The organism is Alcanivorax sp. (assembly GCF_040118815.1).
Lineage (GTDB): Bacteria > Pseudomonadota > Gammaproteobacteria > Pseudomonadales > Alcanivoracaceae > Alcanivorax.
The window spans coordinates 130,455-145,182 of sequence record NZ_JBEDTC010000021.1 but is presented as its reverse complement, the minus strand read 5'-3'; the positions used below and the strand labels follow the sequence as shown (position 1 = coordinate 145,182).

The window sequence follows — 14,728 nt, the reverse complement described above, 5'->3', positions numbered from 1 at the left end:
CAGAACGAGTTTCGGGTTCTGGGGTTCGAAACTCGCTTCTCGTAACTCGAAACGGCTTTTCCTCGCTGTCGCTCGGTTCGCGCCTCAAGATGCGCTCCTACAGCGGCTACGTCAGGTCGGTTTAGGGTTTAGCTATTAATTATTCATTATTAACTATTAATTAACTGTCCAGCCACACTTCACGCGCCCATTGCCAGATGCTGCCCCACACCTCGTCTTCGTTGATGCCTTGCTCCGGCTCCCAAAGCACCACTTCGCCTTCCTGAGACATGGCGTAGACGCCCGCGGCGGCTTCGCAGACGGGGATCAGGTAGCGTGGCATGCCCTGGTCCCAGGCGTTGGCGGCCATTTCCGGGAGGAAGTTGTGGGCGTAGTCGTCCATCACGGTGGCGGGCTCCAGGCTGCCACAAACGATGTCGCTGGCGTTGAGCAAGAACTCTTTGTAATCCCCCGGCAGGGAGATCAGCAGCTGCTCTTCAATTTCCACTAACCGGTCTTCGTCCGGTAGTTCCAACGCGACCAAACCACCATCATGGCGCTCGCGCAGCATGTCGATTATGTCGTCCATATCAAACCCTTGCTAACCACAAAGGACACAGAGCCCACGGAGACATGCCTCTGTGAACTCTGTGCGCCTCTGTGGTGAAAATGGTTTTACCCCCGACGGAACGGGAAGAAGAACTGTTTGACCACCCCTTCCGGCACCTGGGTGCTGGCGCGGGTGCCGTACTCGGCGGCCAGCCGGTTGGGCATGATCAGAGTGCCGAACAGTTTATCGTAGATGGGCAGGAAGGCGGCGTAGTTTTTGTCCACGGCTTCGTCTTCCGAGGAATGGTGCCAGTGGTGAAATTCCGGGGTGGCGATCAACCAACGAACGCCGGGGAACCGGAAACGCACATTGGCGTGGATAAAAATCGCATGGAAGGACACGAACACCAAGTAGGCGTACACCGCTGACGGCGAGAATCCGAGGACAAAGATCGGCAGGTAACCGATAAAGCGGTTCGCGACGATTTCCACTACGTGCAGGCGCGACGAGGCCAGCCAGTCCATCTGCGTGGTGGAATGGTGCACCGCATGGAACTTCCACAACCAGGGCACCTCGTGGAAAGCGCGATGAATCCAGTAGCTGCCCAGGTCGATCACGATCAGAATCTCGATAAATTGCAGCCACAGGGGCTGGCTGGCGATGGCCTGCTGAAAACCGATATCCACCTTGTTATGCAGAAACACCTGAATCGGGATAACCGTAAAGAAGCTGATCAACTGCAATCCCACATGGCTGAACAGGAAATACTTCATGTCGGTGATCCAGCCACCGCGCAGGGTCTTCTGCTGCGGATTCTTCGGGTAAGCCCGCTCCAGTGGAATAAACACCAGCCCGAGTACCAGCAAGGTGAGAATGAAATAATCCAGCCCCGCATAGAGGCTGCGGCCATCCATTGGCGGCATATCCAGCCGCCCGGAGCCGATCAAGGCGGCCATGCAGGCCAGCACCATGCCGATAATCCCGTAACGGCGCTCCTGATGGCGAAAAACACTGAAGAAGCCGCAGATAAAGCCGGTGCCAATGCCCACGAACAGCATCCATCGCAGCACCTCGGCATTATAGAAGACGCGAAACTCCGGCGTGGTAAACAGATCCGGGTAGAGGAAACAAAAGCTCCCCAGCAGCGCCAGCAACCCCAGCCCGATTGAGATCGTCGCGGTGATCTTGCCCTGCCCCGGGGTCAGGTCCACTTCTTCATAGCGTTCGCGCAGAAATTCCGACATTGTTCATCCCTTCCTTTATTCTTCCCGCTGTAGACCGTGCTGACAGCGGCTTCCACGTCCCGCCATGCTGCCGTGGCCGGACGCCAAGTACCAGTACACGCCCGTAACAAGCTGCTACACTGCGCGTTCAATTAGATAGATGCATCACGCAGCCCGCGACACGCTTCAACACGGGACAAACCGCGCTTATCCGGCCGCTATTCTCCGCGCTTAAAGGCCCGGGCGCGAGGCACTGATTCTCACTGCCTTGCCATTGTCCTGTTTATACCGTGTCGCGCGCTGCGTGTTGCCTGATGCCTGGATTTATAAAGTATGCCACTGATTACCCTTCGCGACATTCAGCTCAGCTACGGGCAACACCCCCTGCTGGACCACGTTAACCTGTCCATCGACGTAGGCGAGCGCCTGTGTCTGATCGGCCGTAACGGTGCCGGCAAGTCCACCCTGATGAAGATCATCGCCGAAGAAATTCAGGCGGATGACGGCCAGATCGAGAAGACCCAGGGGCTGAGTGTAGCCCGCCTGGAACAAGAAGTGCCCGATGACCAGGAACACAGCGTGCACTTCATGGTGGCCGAAGGGCTGGGGGAGCAAGGCGCCTTGCTCAGCGAGCACGCCGAACTGGTGCACCACCTGGGCGACGGTGATGACAAGGTACTGGCCCGCTTTCAGGAACTCAGTGATGAGATTGAAGCGCTAGGGGCATGGCAGCTGTCGCAGCGGGTGGACACCGTGCTTTCCAAGCTGAACCTGGACGGCGACATGTCGTTCGCCGGGCTTTCCGGCGGCATGAAACGCCGCGTACTGCTGGCCCGTGCACTGGTGCAGGACCCGGATATTCTGCTGCTGGACGAGCCCACTAACCACCTGGACATGGAATCTATTCAGTGGCTTGAAGAATTCCTTAAAAGCTACGGCACCACCCTGGTCTTTATTTCCCACGACCGCGCCTTCATCCGGTCGCTGGCCACTCGGATCATCGAACTGGATCGCGGCAAGCTGACCAGCTGGCCCGGCAGCTACGAGAAGTACCTGAGCGGCAAGCAGGCCGCACTGGATGCGGAGGAAAAAGCCAACGCCGAGTTCGACAAGAAACTCAGCCAGGAAGAAAAGTGGATTCGCCAGGGCATCAAGGCACGTCGCACCCGTAACGAAGGCCGAGTACGTGCCCTGAAGGCCATGCGCGATGAGTTTTCCCAGCGTCGTAGCCGCACCGGCACCGCCAGCCTGACCATTCAGAGCAGCGACAACTCCGGCAAGATCGTGGTTGAAGCAGACAACATCAGCTACGCCGTGGGTGGGAAACAGATTGTTCGTGATTTTTCTATCGACCTGATGCGCGGCGACCGGATCGGCATTCTGGGCCCGAACGGCTGTGGTAAATCCACCCTGATTCGCCTGTTGCTGGATCGGCTGGCCCCGGACACCGGCACCGTCAAGCAGGGCACCCAGCTTCAGGCGGCCTATTTTGACCAACTACGTGACACTCTGGACGAAGAGAAAAGCGTGATCGACAACGTGGCGGAAGGCTCCGATGTCATCAACCTGAACGGCCAGAGCAAGCATGTGATCGGCTACCTGCAGGACTTCCTGTTCGACCCGGGCCGGGTGCGCCAACCGGTGAAATCCTTGTCCGGGGGCGAACGTAATCGCCTGCTGCTGGCCAAATTGTTCACCAAACCGTTCAACCTGCTGGTGCTCGATGAGCCCACCAACGACCTGGACGCAGAAACCCTGGAACTCTTGGAAGAACAACTGATCAACTACCAGGGCACCCTGCTGCTGGTCAGCCATGACCGGGAATTCATCGATAACGTGGTGACCTCCACTCTGGTCTTCGAGCACGGTGAACTGAACAGCTACGTGGGCGGTTATCAGGACTGGTTACGCCAGCGCCCGGAACCCAAGCGGGAAAAAACCGTCAAACCGGCCAAGCCGGCGGCAGCGGAAAAACCTGCCCCTGCCCGCAAGAAGCTGTCATACAAGGATCAACAAGAGCTGGAACAATTACCCGCTCGTATTGAACAGCTGGAAACGGATCTGGACGCGGTACAGACGCGCATGTCCGATCCCGCTTTCTACAAGGGTGAGCCGGCTGATATCGGCGCGGCAGAAGCTCAGCAAAGCGAGCTGGAGCAGCAGCTGGAAGTGGCTTTCTCCCGCTGGAGTGAGCTGGACCAACAGGGTTAGCGTGGGCGCGGTGCGCCGCGCCCCACCACATGGAAACGACACGCAAGGAGCCGTTTGTGCACAAACGCCTGTCATGGATAACTCTGGGCACTCTGTCATTGCTCGCCTTATCACTGCTTACCGCCTTGGCTCAGCCCGTCTGGGCCACCGAAGTGGAAGACGAAGAACGGGCACTGGAGCGGCAACAGGAAACTGACGCCAATACGCCCAACAAAGCCCCGCATCGCAGTGAGAGCAAACAGGGCGACGCTGACTCAGAGAGCCCCAGCGCGGGCGCTGAGCCGGAAAAACCGTCACCACTCCCCTTGTTAGGCCAGACGGTGGAACCGGGCACCTTTGCCACCCTGCACTGGACGCCAGATCAATCGTTTGCGTCCATTGCCACACCAGTGCCTGTATTGGTCGCCCACGGCGACAAACCCGGCCCCAAGCTGTGTCTCACCGCCGCCATCCATGGTGATGAGCTGAATGGCATCGAGATGGTTCGCCGGCTCATGTACGAACTGGAACCGGACCAGCTGGCCGGCACCGTGATCGGTGTTCCCATCGTCAATCTGGACGGCTTTCGCAGCGGCACCCGTTACCTGAGCGACCGCCGTGATTTGAACCGTTATTTTCCCGGTAACAAGAATGGCAGCGCCGCCAGCCGCGTGGCCTCTTCATTGTTCAGCAATATCGTCAGCCACTGTGACTACCTGGTAGACCTGCACACCGGTTCCCAGAAACGCGTCAACCTCCCTCAGCTACGCGCCGACCTGGATAACCAGGACGTGGTGGCCTTTGCCAAGCACTTTGGTGGCATGACCGTACTGCACAGCCCAGGCGTAAGCGGCATGCTCCGCGATGCGGCGGTAAAAGACGGCATTACCGCCGTGACCATGGAAGCGGGCGGCCCGAACCGGCTGGAAACCCAGGCCGTGAACTACGGCGTGCAGGCCATCGAAACCCTGCTGGAAAACCTGGAGATGCGTAAGGCCAGCCGCTTTTGGAGCGCCCCGCAGCCGGTGTTCTTCGAATCAGAATGGATTCGCGCCGGCCAGGGCGGCATTCTGCTGTCTGAGGTAAAACTCAACGACAAAGTGAAAAAGGGCCAGATCCTCGGCACCGTCACCGACCCGATCAGTAATACCGGCAGCGCCATTATCGCCCCGTATAACGGGCGTGTGCTGGGCATGGCTGTGAATCAAGTGGTCCACGCCGGCTTTGCGGCCTTCCGCATCGGTGAAGAGAAGAGTACCGAGGAAGTGGAAGCCCAGGCGGAAAAAGCCAGCAAGGAAAAAGAAAGCAAAGGAGACAAAGGGGATAAAGACGAAAAGTCGGAAGGAGACGGCGAACCCGAACCTCCCAAGGCGCCACGACCTGAACGGGACGTGGACCGTGCCGACGACCTCAGCGCTGTCGACCATCAGGACGATGAAGACAACGAACCTCACCCCTGATTATTCATTTTACGAATCGCTGCGCGGGATGCTGTTCCCGCGCAGCAATCGGCCCCTCTCGCTATTGCACCACGATCTGATCGCGCATTTTCGCCAGCGTTTTCTCGCCAATGCCTTTAATGGCCAGCAACTGATCCGGGCTGGTGAAACCGCCTTGGCTATCACGGAAATCAATGATCGCCTGGGCCGTTTTCGGACCAACCCCGTGCAGCGTTTCCAGTTCGGCCATATTGGCAGTGTTTAGATTGATGGCGGCCTCGCCTTCTACCTTGGCAGCCGCAATACCCGACACGGCCTTATCCGCTTGTTCGGCAGACGCAGTCTTGAGGGTGTCAGCGGCGGGCGCAGGCTGCAGCTCAACAGCTACAGCCGGCATGACCAGTGCCATCAGGAAGGGCAGAATCGCCAGGGAACGTTTTTGCATGTGAGATCTCCGGTTCTTTTTGAATGGAGAGCCCACCTTAGAGAGGGGCCAGCGCCGCTGTTATCCGCCTGTGGCGAGCGGCACTGTAAGCAAGCTATGTCAGGCTGTGTAATATAGCGTCGACTACGTCCGTAGGTGTGGCGGCCTGGGTGATGGGCCGGCCAATGACCATGTAATCCACACCCGCGTCTCGTGCCTGCACCGGCGTTAACACCCGACGCTGATCGCCCGCCTCGGTTCCTTCCGGGCGGATCCCCGGCGTTACCAGCTCGAAGGCGGGTCCGCAGGCCTGTTTCAGCATCGCCGCTTCCTGGGCAGAACAAACCACACCATCCATACCCGAGGCTTTCGCCAGCTCTGCCAGGCGCTGCACCTGCACCTTGGGCACATCCACCACGCCCACCTGCTGCAGGTCGCTATCATCCATGCTGGTCAGCACTGTCACAGCAATCAGGTGCGGGCGCTGGGCATGATTGGCAATGGCATTGGCGGCGCCTTCCATCATCCGTTGCCCGCCACTCGCGTGCACGTTCACCATCCACACCCCCATGTCCGCCGCCGCGGCAACCGCACCCGCCACGGTATTGGGGATGTCATGAAATTTAAGATCGAGAAACACCTCAAAACCCAGCTTGTGCAACGACTCCACCACCGCCGGCCCACTGCGGGTAAAAATTTCCTTGCCCACCTTTACCCGTACTTTGCCTGGATCCAGTTGTTGGGCCATAGACAGGGCCTGTGCGGCATCCGGGTAGTCCAGAGCGACAATAACGGGGCTGGAAATAGGCATGGCAGAGATCCTGGGTGATGGTAGGCGGAGCTATGGTAGGCGCTGCGCAAAAGCGGTTCAAGAATGCTCAAACAGTGACGAGTTTCGAGCTTCGAGTTGCGAAAGACAAACTCCGGAGGCACGTGCGGGTTTAGCCTTTGATCTTCGAAACTCGCTTCTGGGTTTCCCTCTATACCTCTTTCACCACCGGCTTGATGGTGCCCCAACGCTTGCAGCTCGGGCAGCGCCATTGCATCAGCGGCGTTTCAAAACCACAGCGGCGGCACTTGTAGAGGCTTTTATCGTTGAGCAGCTTATCCGACACTTGTTTGAGCATGTCCAGATGCTCACGGGCTTCACCTTCCGCCGTGCTGGCCAGGCTCATGTCGATGATGCGGTTAAGCCCACGCACTGACGGGTTGGCCTTCATGTATTCGCGAATAAAATCCGCGGCTTCCTTGTCGCCATAACGCTCTTTAAGCGTTTCCGAGAGCAAAAGAATACGCGTGGTGCTGGGTTTTTCCGCACTGTAGTCGGCCAGCATCTGGATAAAGTCTTCTTCTTTTTCCTGGTGCTGGAAACATTGGCGCAGGCGCTCCAGGGTTTCATCGAAGAAATCGCTATCCTGGGTCCAAACCCGCTGAAAGGCATCAATCGCAACGCCCCAGTTAGATTCCGCCATTTCCAGATCGCCCTCTGCCAGGCTGGCGCGGACGCACTGGTTATCGAATGACAGCGACCGGCGCAGCATGCGGCGGGCCGGGTTGATATCACCGTCGCGACGCAGATTTTCTGCTTGCTCACAGCAGAACTGCGCCAGCACCGGCGCCAGGTTGGCGCGGTTCTTGAGCAGACGCTCGCCCATACTGATGGCGTTCACCCAATCGCGTTCCTGTTCGTACAGGCCCATTAATTGTTCGCACACTGCGTCCTTGGCCTGGCAATCCTGATCCAGCATTTCCAGCAGCACCTGCTCAGCCAAATCGAAAATGCCACTAGCCAGATAATCCTGGGCCAGTTCCAGCTGAATTTCTTCCTGCACCGGCCGCCCATAATCCCCGTGTTCAAGCAGGTGGGTATGCAGCTGTGCAGCACGGTCAAATTCGCCCCGCTTGCGGAACAGCTTGCCCAGGGCCAGATGGGTCTCCAGCCCCTCTTCGCTCACATCAAGGCTGTTGAGAAGCGCTTCGATGCCTTTATCCGGCTCTTCATTGAGAAAGAAATTGATGCCCGCCACATAATCCTTGGACAGGGACGCCATGCGGCGACGTTGACGGCGTTTGCTTTCGCGCCGCCCCATAAAAAAACCGGCGGAAATGGCCACAAAAAACAGGGGAATGAGCCACAACGATTCGCTCATGAAAACAAGCCCTTGATGCCACGCAGACCGACCCCGGCCAACAGGCCGAGCAACAAGCCGATGGCCAGCACAGAGACCACCAGCACGCCCAGTGAGACCTGCCACTGCCAGGCATCCACCAACAGATCAATCATTACCAAGTCACGGTTGCTGGTAACAAAGAGGAAAGCGACAAGAAAAATGGCCACAACGGCCAGAATTACCAGAATCCGGTAAAGGTTTCGCATCGTGAACGTCCTTTTCTGGCCAGGCTCGAAAGCCAGGCAACACTAACTGGCGGCAGCTTGATTGCCGTTACTGCCGTTATTATCAACATCTTCGCCTGAGTCTGTCAGCGATTCATTGACGCGCTCACGGAGCTCTTTGCCAGGTTTGAAGTGAGGAACGTATTTACCGTGCAGCTCGACGCTGGCACCGGTTTTCGGATTGCGACCCACTCGCGGGGCGCGAAAATGGAGGGAAAAACTGCCGAAGCCGCGAATTTCAATGCGACCACCGCCGGCCAGGGAATCGGCCATTTGTTCGATCAAGGTTTTAACTGCCAGCTCCACATCCTTGGGGGACAGCTGCGCTTGCCGGTCGGCAATACGCTCAATCAGTTCGGACTTGGTTAATGCCATTACCGCTTACTCCCTGGGCTCCCAGCCCAGTGGGGCCGGCGCGATGCCGGCCCCCGGGAGGAGCCGTTTATGACTCGTTACTGCTTTCCATTTGCTTCTTGATCAAGTCACCAATGGTCTTCGGAGCATTCGCGTCTTGCTGCTCCTGATGACCTTCGACGGCTTCACGCTCATCCGCCTGATCCTTGGACTTGATGGACAAGCTAAGGACACGGTTCTTGCGATCAACGTTGGTGATTTTGGCTTCCACCTCGTCACCGACCTTGAGAACCTCGGTCGCATCGTTAACGCGGTCGCGGCTGATTTCGCTGGCGCGCAGGGTGGCTTCAACGTTCTCAGCCAGCTCAACAATGGCCGCTTTCGCGTCGACTGCTTTCACTACGCCCTTAACAATTGTGCCCTTGTCGTTAGCAGCAACATACTGAGCAAACGGATCATCTGTCAACTGCTTGATACCCAAGGAAATTCTTTCGCGCTCTGCGTCGATAGAAAGTACCACGGTTTCCAGCTCATCGCCCTTGTTGAAGTTACGCACGGCGTCTTCGCCCTGCTCTTCCCAGGAGATGTCAGACAGGTGAACCAGACCATCGATGCCGCCTTCCAGGCCGATGAAGATGCCGAAGTCAGTGATGGACTTGATTTTGCCGCTGATGCGCTCGCCTTTCTGGTACTTCTCTTCGAAGGCATCCCACGGGTTGGACTGACACTGCTTGATACCCAGGGAGATACGACGACGGTCTTCGTCGATGTCCAGGATCATCACTTCCACTTCGTCGCCGATCTCTACAACCTTGGACGGGTGGATGTTTTTGTTGGTCCAATCCATTTCGGAAACGTGAACCAGGCCTTCCACACCTTCTTCGATTTCGGCAAAGCAGCCGTAATCGGTCAGGTTGGTTACCTTCGCTTTCACGCGAGTACCTTCTGGGTACTTGCCAACGATATCGTGCCAAGGATCTTCGCCCAGCTGCTTCAGACCCAGGGAAACACGCATCTTCTCGCGGTCGAACTTGAGTACCTTAACGTCGATTTCCTGGCCAACTTCAACGATCTCGCTCGGATGCTTGATGCGCTTCCAGGCCATGTCGGTGATGTGCAGCAGGCCGTCGATACCACCCAGGTCTACGAAAGCACCGTAGTCGGTCAGGTTCTTGACGATACCTTTGACTTCCATGCCTTCCTGCAGGGATTCCAGCAGCTGCTCGCGCTCTGCGCTGTGCTCTGCTTCCATCACCGCACGACGGGAAACCACCACGTTGTTACGCTTGGGATCGAGTTTGATGACCTTGAAGTCCAGCTCTTTGCCTTCCAGATGCGCAACATCGCGAACCGGACGGATATCTACCAGAGAGCCAGGCAGGAAGGCGCGGATCGGGCCGATATCGACAGTGAAGCCACCCTTCACCTTGCCGGAAATCATACCTTTTACGATCTCGTCTTCGTCGAAAGCTTTTTCCAGCTCGCCCCAAACTTCGGCGCGCTTGGCTTTTTCACGGGACAGACGGGTGAAGCCCATACCATCATCGATGGCGTCTACGGCAACATCTACTTCATCGCCTTCGACGATTTCCAGCTCGCCTGCCTCGCTAAGGAATTCTTCACGGGCAATAATGCCTTCGGATTTCAGGCCTGCGTTAACGGTTACCCAGTCGCTATCGATGGATACAACAGTACCCTTGATAATGGAGCCACGGGCAACGTCCAGGTCCTTTAGGCTTTCTTCAAAGAGATCAGCAAAAGATTCAGTCATGAAATTCACTCAAGTTTTCGCACATGCCAACCAGCAGACATGGGTTAGTCAATAGATGAGATCCGCCCTTCCCCAGCTGGCTTACTTTTTCAGGGTTGAGCAGATCGGCCGCTTAACACAGAGTAACCCCGCGATGGCATGCCACCGGGAGGCGTTAACGAAGTGTGTGCCACCGTTACGCCAACTGGCGTGCGGCAGCCTCATCAAGAATCCGGTTTACCACGTCATCAACCGTCATAGTGGTGGAATCGATCACCACGGCATCGTCTGCCGGGCGCAATGGCGCCACCTCACGGTTCATGTCACGGTCATCCCGGGTGCGGATGTCCTCGACGAGGGTCGCGAGGGTAGCACCAAAGCCCTTTTCCTTCAACTGCTCAAAACGCCGTCTGGCGCGCTCTTCAGCGCTGGCAGTCAGGTAAATTTTAAGGGGGGCGGCGGTAAACACCACGGTGCCCATATCGCGGCCATCGGCCACCAGGCCGGGGGACTCGGCGAACACCCGCTGACGGGCCAATAAGGCGTCGCGCACGGGCTGCAATACCGCCACCTGGCTAGCCAATTCGCCCACGCTTTCCTGGCGAATGATATTAGACACATCCTCCCCATCGAGAATCACCGCGGTGTGGCCCTGTTGCTCGATGAACCGCACCGGCAGCGCCTGCGCCAAAGCGATCAAGGCAGGCTCGTCATCAAGAGCAACCCCTTGATTTCTGGCGTGATATCCGAGAACGCGGTAGAGCGCGCCAGAGTCCAGCAGGTGCCAACCCAAGCGGATCGCCACCAGGCGGGCCACGGTGCCTTTGCCGGAAGAAACCGGCCCATCAATGGTCAGAACAGGTGTCATTTCACCTCCAGCTTGAGGCCTGCATGGGTCGCCAACTGGGCGAACCCGGGGAAGCTGGTGGCCACGTTGGCGCAATCATGAATAGTAATGGGTGCCGTGGCGCGCAAGGCCGCCATGGCAAAACTCATGGCAATCCGGTGATCGCCGTGGGACTGAACCTCACCGCCACCGAACTCGCCGCCGGTAATACGAATCCCGTCTTCGAACACCTCGTGGCTCACGCCCAGGGCCGCCAAACCATCCGCCATCACCTGAATACGGTCGGATTCCTTCACCCGCAGCTCTTCCGCCCCGCGCAGGATCGTCTCCCCCTCGGCACAGGCTGCTGCGATGAAAATAGCCGGAAATTCATCAATGGCCAGCGGCACCAGCGCTTCCGGGATCTCGATCCCCTTAAGCGGTGCCGCCTTGACGACCAGGTCCGCCACCGGCTCGCCCCCCGCATCACGCTGATTTTCAAGGCGAATATCCGCGCCCATCAGCTTGAGAATGTCGATCACCCCGGTACGGGTGGGGTTGATGCCCACGTGCGGCAGGGTCACTTCACTGTCAGCGGCGATGGAGGCGCCAACCAGGAAAAACGCCGCGGAGGAGATATCTGCGGGCACTTCCAGCTTGCCGGCGGACAACTGGCCACCGCCCGTCAGCGCACTGGTGGGGCCATCACGGCGTACGTCATAGCCGAACCCACCCAGCATCCGCTCGGTGTGGTCCCGGGTAGGGGCCGGCTCAGTCACCGAGGTTTCTCCGTCGGCGTACAGGCCACCCAACAACACCGCTGACTTCACCTGGGCGGAGGCCATGGGCAGGTCGTAATGGAAGCCTTTAAGCGGCTGGCCGCCACGGATCCGCACCGGGGGACGGCCCTGCTCGCCTGTGGTGATCTGGGCGCCCATCTCGCGCAACGGTTTGGCCACGCGCTCCATGGGACGCTTGGACAGGGAAGCATCGCCAGTCAGCTCCACATCAAAGGCCTGCCCGGCCAGCAAGCCGGTAAGCAGGCGCATGGAGGTGCCCGAGTTGCCCATATACAAGGGCTTCTCCGGCGCCTTAAGACCATGCAACCCAACTCCGTGAATCGTCACCTGCCCGTTGTGCGGGCCTTCGATCACCACGCCCATGTCACGGAATGCCTGCAGGGTAGCGAGGGCATCTTCCCCTTCCAGGAAACCTTCTACCTGCGTCACCCCTTCTGCCAGCGAACCGAGCATAATGGAACGGTGGGACATGGATTTGTCGCCGGGCACGCGCAGGCGGCCCTGTAGCTGACCACCCGGTGTTACCAGAAAAGTGGGATTCTGGGCGGCGTCATTACTGTCTGTCATGGTTACGTCGTCACCTGCACACTGAACATGGTGGGCGCGCGTATAGGAGGTGCGCCCGTTCATAGCCAAAAAATGGGCCCGAGCGGTATTGGCCCGAGTCATGATGCCCATCAGGGCATCGGAATCTTCATTTTCCACCGACTGGCGGAAGCGGCCGATACCGTCACTGAACTGGTCCAGTGCCTGCAGCAGGGCCGCCTTGTTCTCACGAAAAATGTCGTGCCACATCACCGGATCGGAGCTGGCGATGCGGGTGAAGTCGCGAAAACCGCCGGCAGCATAGCGGAAGATCTCGGTGGAATCTCCCTGCCTGGCCAACGTGTCCACCAGCGAGAACGCCAGCAGGTGTGGCAGATGGCTGGTTTCCGCCAACACTTGGTCGTGATAATCCGGCGCCATTTGTAGCACTTCCGCGCCCATAGCCGTCCACAGCGCCCGTACTTCGGCAGTGGCCGCCGGGTCGGTGGCATCGGTGGGCGTGAGAATCACTCGATGGTCGCGATAGAGATTCGCATCCGCGGCCGTGACGCCGCTTTTTTCCTTGCCGGCAATCGGGTGCCCGGGCACAAAGCGGGCATAGTGAGCCCCAAGAGCATCGCGGGCGGCGGTGACCACCGCGCCTTTCACGCTGCCGCCGTCAGTCACGATGGCACCCTTCGCCAGCCCCGGCTTCAGGGCCGCCAGCACCGCTCCCATGGCAGACACGGGGGTGGACACAAACACCAGATCGGCACCGTCTACCGCCTCCGCCAGGTCCTGGCTGCCGCTGTCGATAATGCCCAGGGCAACACCTTGCTCTAGCGTTCTTGCAGAGCGGGAGCCAGCAACGATGGAGCGGGCCAGGCCGTTTTCACGGGCGGCAGCAGCGAATGAGCCACCAATAAGGCCCAGGCCGATGACAGCGATGCGATTGAAAAGCGGTTCAGGCATGGAAGCGCTCCAGGTTTTCGGTAGGAGCCCCTCTCGAGGTGCGAATCGAATCTGGCACGGGCCGTTGCAAGCAGGTTGGCACCTCGAGAGGGGCTCCTACCGCGAGGTACCCGCAACGATGGAGATTATCCATCCGCCATCACCTTCTTCAGGGCAATCAAAAAACGTTCATTTTCGCGGCTGGTGCCGACGGTGACGCGCAGGTGGTTGGGCATGCCGTAACCCGCCAAGGGCCTCACAATCACGCCTTCCTGCAGCAAGCCCTCGTAGATCGGCATGGCATCACGACCGCAATCAAACGCAATGAAGTTGGCCACGGAGGGGATCTGCTCAAGATGCAGCGCCTGCAACCCTTCGGCAATTTGCACCAGGCCGCTGGTATTCTCGCTGCGGGAATTTTCCAGGTGGTCCTCATCGGCCAGCGCGGCTTCCGCCGCCACCATAGCCGGCGTATTCACATTGAATGGCTGGCGGACCCGGTTAAGCACATCAGCAATCTGCGGGCTGGAAACGCCGTACCCAATACGCAGGCCAGCCAGGCCGTGAATTTTGGAGAACGTGCGTGTCACCACCAGGTTCGGGTATTTTTCCAGACGATCAATGCCATTCGGGTAATGGCTCTCTTCCACATATTCAAAATACGCTTCATCCAACACCACGATCACCCGCTCAGGCACCCGCGACAGAAATTCATCCAGCGCATGGGCATTAAACCAGGTACCCGTGGGGTTGTTAGGATTCGCCACGAACATCACCCGAGTGCGTTCGGTCACCGCTTCCGCCATGGCCGCCAGATCATGGCCATAAAGGTTGGAGCTCACCTGCACGGGCTTGGCACTGCAACCCAATGTGACCAGCGGGTAAACCGCAAACGCATATTCGGAAAAGACGGCTTCATCGCCGGGTTGCAGGTAAGCGCGGGCAATCAGCTCCAGCACATCGTTGGAGCCATTACCCAGCGTCAACTGATTCGCCGCCACGCCCAGCTTCTCTGACAACGCCGCTTTCAGGGCAAAACCGGCCCCGTCGGGGTACAGATGCAGGTCGTCCATATGGCGCAACGCATGCAACGCTTTGTGGCTCGGCCCCAACGGGTTTTCATTGCTGGCCAGCTTGACGATATCGGTGACACCAAGCTCCCGCTCCAGCTCGGCAATAGGCTTGCCCGGCTCGTAAGGCTTGAGTTGCTGAACACCGCTGTTGGCGAGTTTGATGTAGTCCATATTCGCTCCGCAATTTCAGGCCGGATGCCGGACGCCAAGCGCCTGACGAGGGGAGTCTTCCAGCGTCAGGCATCCTGC

Annotated in this window: 13 protein-coding genes; 2 read left to right on the top strand and 11 right to left on the bottom strand. The window is 58.5% G+C overall.

Annotated features, from left to right (window positions below):
- Window positions 1-160 precede the first annotated feature (160 nt).
- Both ABNH18_RS15985 and ABNH18_RS15980 read right to left on the bottom strand, forming a co-directional pair.
- The gene (locus tag ABNH18_RS15985) at window positions 161-568 is read right to left on the bottom strand and encodes an SMI1/KNR4 family protein (RefSeq protein ID WP_349383788.1); all 408 of its coding nucleotides are present in this window, start codon (window positions 566-568) and stop codon (window positions 161-163) included.
- A gap of 86 nt (window positions 569-654) precedes the next feature.
- Entirely contained in the window at window positions 655-1,773 is a 1,119-nt protein-coding gene (locus tag ABNH18_RS15980) for a sterol desaturase family protein (protein ID WP_349383787.1), read from the bottom strand.
- A gap of 312 nt (window positions 1,774-2,085) precedes the next feature.
- On the opposite strand from ABNH18_RS15980, the gene ABNH18_RS15975 reads away from it, so the two are divergent.
- Both ABNH18_RS15975 and ABNH18_RS15970 read left to right on the top strand, forming a co-directional pair.
- Window positions 2,086-3,963, top strand: coding sequence for an ATP-binding cassette domain-containing protein (locus ABNH18_RS15975; protein ID WP_349383786.1), 1,878 nt, complete (start codon window positions 2,086-2,088; stop codon window positions 3,961-3,963).
- A gap of 56 nt (window positions 3,964-4,019) precedes the next feature.
- Entirely contained in the window at window positions 4,020-5,402 is a 1,383-nt protein-coding gene (locus ABNH18_RS15970) for a succinylglutamate desuccinylase/aspartoacylase family protein (RefSeq protein WP_349383785.1), read from the top strand.
- 61 nt (window positions 5,403-5,463) lie between these two features.
- On the opposite strand, the gene ABNH18_RS15965 is transcribed toward ABNH18_RS15970, so the two are convergent.
- The 9 genes from ABNH18_RS15965 to hisC all read right to left on the bottom strand — a co-directional run bounded on the left by ABNH18_RS15965 (window position 5,464) and on the right by hisC (window position 14,650).
- Window positions 5,464-5,826: a ComEA family DNA-binding protein gene (locus ABNH18_RS15965; protein WP_349383784.1), complete on the bottom strand. Its 363-nt coding sequence runs from the start codon at window positions 5,824-5,826 to the stop codon at window positions 5,464-5,466.
- Between the two features lie 94 nt (window positions 5,827-5,920).
- Complete coding sequence (gene pyrF, locus ABNH18_RS15960; protein WP_349383783.1) at window positions 5,921-6,616, bottom strand: orotidine-5'-phosphate decarboxylase; 696 nt, start codon at window positions 6,614-6,616, stop codon at window positions 5,921-5,923.
- A 169-nt stretch (window positions 6,617-6,785) separates the two neighbouring features.
- Window positions 6,786-7,955, bottom strand: coding sequence for a lipopolysaccharide assembly protein LapB (gene lapB, locus ABNH18_RS15955; protein WP_349383782.1), 1,170 nt, complete (start codon window positions 7,953-7,955; stop codon window positions 6,786-6,788).
- Window positions 7,952-8,182: a lipopolysaccharide assembly protein LapA domain-containing protein gene (locus ABNH18_RS15950; protein ID WP_007148948.1), complete on the bottom strand. Its 231-nt coding sequence runs from the start codon at window positions 8,180-8,182 to the stop codon at window positions 7,952-7,954. The genes lapB and ABNH18_RS15950 overlap by 4 nt, the downstream gene beginning before the upstream one ends.
- A gap of 42 nt (window positions 8,183-8,224) precedes the next feature.
- Window positions 8,225-8,575, bottom strand: coding sequence for an integration host factor subunit beta (ihfB, locus tag ABNH18_RS15945; RefSeq protein ID WP_349383781.1), 351 nt, complete (start codon window positions 8,573-8,575; stop codon window positions 8,225-8,227).
- Window positions 8,576-8,642: 67 nt separating this feature from the next.
- A complete protein-coding gene (gene rpsA, locus ABNH18_RS15940) occupies window positions 8,643-10,325 on the bottom strand; it encodes a 30S ribosomal protein S1 (RefSeq protein ID WP_349383780.1) in 1,683 nt (560 codons plus the stop codon).
- 175 nt (window positions 10,326-10,500) lie between these two features.
- The gene (cmk, locus tag ABNH18_RS15935) at window positions 10,501-11,172 is read right to left on the bottom strand and encodes a (d)CMP kinase (protein WP_349383779.1); all 672 of its coding nucleotides are present in this window, start codon (window positions 11,170-11,172) and stop codon (window positions 10,501-10,503) included.
- Window positions 11,169-13,427: a bifunctional prephenate dehydrogenase/3-phosphoshikimate 1-carboxyvinyltransferase gene (locus tag ABNH18_RS15930; RefSeq protein WP_349383778.1), complete on the bottom strand. Its 2,259-nt coding sequence runs from the start codon at window positions 13,425-13,427 to the stop codon at window positions 11,169-11,171. Before ABNH18_RS15930 ends, cmk begins: the two co-directional genes overlap by 4 nt.
- A 125-nt stretch (window positions 13,428-13,552) precedes the next feature.
- Window positions 13,553-14,650 (bottom strand): histidinol-phosphate transaminase, encoded by a 1,098-nt coding sequence (gene hisC / locus ABNH18_RS15925; RefSeq protein ID WP_349383777.1) that lies wholly within the window; start codon window positions 14,648-14,650, stop codon window positions 13,553-13,555.
- Window positions 14,651-14,728: the final 78 nt, after the last annotated feature.

What these genes read in the sequence shown, in the direction of transcription:
- ABNH18_RS15985 (WP_349383788.1), bottom strand. Translation starts at nt 568, where the DNA reads ATGGACGACATAATCGACATGCTGCGCGAGCGCCATGATGGTGGTTTG.
- ABNH18_RS15980 (WP_349383787.1), bottom strand. Translation starts at nt 1,773, where the DNA reads ATGTCGGAATTTCTGCGCGAACGCTATGAAGAAGTGGACCTGACCCCG.
- ABNH18_RS15975 (WP_349383786.1), top strand. Translation starts at nt 2,086, where the DNA reads ATGCCACTGATTACCCTTCGCGACATTCAGCTCAGCTACGGGCAACAC.
- ABNH18_RS15965 (WP_349383784.1), bottom strand. Translation starts at nt 5,826, where the DNA reads ATGCAAAAACGTTCCCTGGCGATTCTGCCCTTCCTGATGGCACTGGTC.
- pyrF (WP_349383783.1), bottom strand. Translation starts at nt 6,616, where the DNA reads ATGCCTATTTCCAGCCCCGTTATTGTCGCTCTGGACTACCCGGATGCC.
- lapB (WP_349383782.1), bottom strand. Translation starts at nt 7,955, where the DNA reads ATGAGCGAATCGTTGTGGCTCATTCCCCTGTTTTTTGTGGCCATTTCC.
- ABNH18_RS15950 (WP_007148948.1), bottom strand. Translation starts at nt 8,182, where the DNA reads ATGCGAAACCTTTACCGGATTCTGGTAATTCTGGCCGTTGTGGCCATT.
- ihfB (WP_349383781.1), bottom strand. Translation starts at nt 8,575, where the DNA reads ATGGCATTAACCAAGTCCGAACTGATTGAGCGTATTGCCGACCGGCAA.
- rpsA (WP_349383780.1), bottom strand. Translation starts at nt 10,325, where the DNA reads ATGACTGAATCTTTTGCTGATCTCTTTGAAGAAAGCCTAAAGGACCTG.
- cmk (WP_349383779.1), bottom strand. Translation starts at nt 11,172, where the DNA reads ATGACACCTGTTCTGACCATTGATGGGCCGGTTTCTTCCGGCAAAGGC.
- ABNH18_RS15930 (WP_349383778.1), bottom strand. Translation starts at nt 13,427, where the DNA reads ATGCCTGAACCGCTTTTCAATCGCATCGCTGTCATCGGCCTGGGCCTT.
- hisC (WP_349383777.1), bottom strand. Translation starts at nt 14,650, where the DNA reads ATGGACTACATCAAACTCGCCAACAGCGGTGTTCAGCAACTCAAGCCT.